The sequence below is a fragment of the Steroidobacter sp. genome (assembly GCF_016790065.1).
Taxonomy (GTDB): Bacteria; Pseudomonadota; Gammaproteobacteria; order Steroidobacterales; family Steroidobacteraceae; genus Steroidobacter.
In genome coordinates this window covers 1-1,660 of sequence record NZ_JAEUPY010000480.1, presented here as the reverse complement: position 1 = coordinate 1,660, position 1,660 = coordinate 1, and the positions used below count along the sequence as shown (strand labels likewise).

General features: G+C 61.5%; 2 protein-coding genes. Both read left to right on the top strand.

Annotated features, from left to right (window positions below):
* Nucleotides 1-1,184: hydroxymethylglutaryl-CoA reductase, degradative (locus JNL55_RS19870; RefSeq protein WP_293857710.1), on the top strand; the 1,184-nt coding region annotated here is incomplete at its 5' end.
* A gap of 8 nt (nt 1,185-1,192) precedes the next feature.
* Nucleotides 1,193-1,660 (top strand): CaiB/BaiF CoA transferase family protein (locus tag JNL55_RS19865; RefSeq protein ID WP_293857707.1); only part of this gene is annotated, 468 nt, incomplete at its 3' end.

Below are 1,660 nucleotides of genomic sequence, written 5' to 3'. Positions count from 1 at the left end.
AGCTGCTGGGCAAGCCCGGCGCGCTGCCGAGCGCTGCCGCTGACGGGATGATCGAGAACGTCATCGGCACTTTCGAATTGCCGCTGGCCGTGGCTAGCAACTTCTTGGTCAACGGCAAGGACGTGGTCGTACCCATGGTCGTGGAAGAACCCTCGATCGTCGCGGCGGCGTCGTTCATGGCCAAGCTGGTGCGTGAGACGGGCGGCTTCTTCACCTCCAGCTCGCAGCCGCTGATGCGTTCGCAGATTCAGCTGGTCGGAGTCGCCGATCCCTTCGGTGCACGCCAGGCCATCTTGCGTGCGCGTTCCGAGTTGATCGAACTCGCGAACAGCCGTGACAAAGTTCTGATCGGCTTGGGCGGCGGCTGTCGAGACATCGAAGTGCACGTGTTCCCGAACACGCCGCGCGGCCCGATGGTCGTCACTCACTTGATCGTCGACGTTCGCGATGCCATGGGCGCCAACACCGTGAACACCATGGCTGAGGCCGTGGCGACGCGCATCGAGACCATCACTGGCGGTTCGGTCCGCCTTCGTATTCTTTCCAATTTGGCCGACCTTCGTCTGGCTCGTGCCAGCTTGCGTGTGTCGCCCAAGACTCTGACGACGGCAGAGTATTCGGGTGAGCGCGTGATCGAAGGCATGCTCGATGCTTATACGTTTGCTGCCGTCGATCCGTACCGCGCGGCGACTCATAACAAAGGAATCATGAATGGCATCGACCCTGTCGTCGTTGCCACAGGTAACGACTGGCGCGCTGTCGAAGCCGGTGCGCATGCCTATGCGGCTCGCAGCGGTCATTACACGTCGTTGACCACTTGGGAACGCGCCAACAACGGCGATCTGATCGGCACGATTGAAATGCCGATGCCGGTCGGTTTGGTGGGCGGCGCTACCAAGACGCATCCGCTGGCCCGAGCGGCATTGCGGATTCTGAAGGTGACTTCGGCGCAAGAGCTTGCCGAGATCATCGTTGCTGTGGGTTTGGCTCAAAACATGGGCGCCATGCGTGCGCTCGCTACCGAAGGCATTCAGCGCGGACACATGGCGTTGCATGCTCGAAACATCGCGCTCGCTGCGGGTGCTGTCGGGCCCGAAGTGGAGTGGCTCGCCAAGCGCTTGGCAGAGTTGCGCGACGTTCGCATGGACTTGGCCGTCGAGTTGCTCGCCAAATCGCGTCAGTGAGGCTCGCCATGAGCACTTCAGACAACGCAGTTCCGAAAGCTCCAGCGACTGGGCCGCTGCACGGTGTGTTGGTCTTGGACCTGACGCGCGTGGTCGCCGGCCCGTACTGCACGATGATGCTCGCCGACATGGGCGCGACCGTCATCAAGATCGAGAATCCGGGGGACCCCGACTACGTGCGCACGTTTCCACCTATGGTGGAGCAGGGGGACGAACGACTCAGCGGTTTCTTCGCTCAGTACAATCGACACAAGCTCGGCGTGACGTTGGATTTGAAGACCCAACAGGGGCGCGAGCTGTTTCTGGACATGGTCAAGAAAGCTCACGTGGTGGTCGAGAATTTTCGGCCGGGCACCATGCGCAAGCTCGGCTTGGGATTTGAAGAGCTGCGCAAGGTCAATCCGCGGCTGATCTACACCGGCATCAGCGGCTTCGGCCAAAGCGGCCCCAACTCTGCTCGGCCTGCATACGACAAC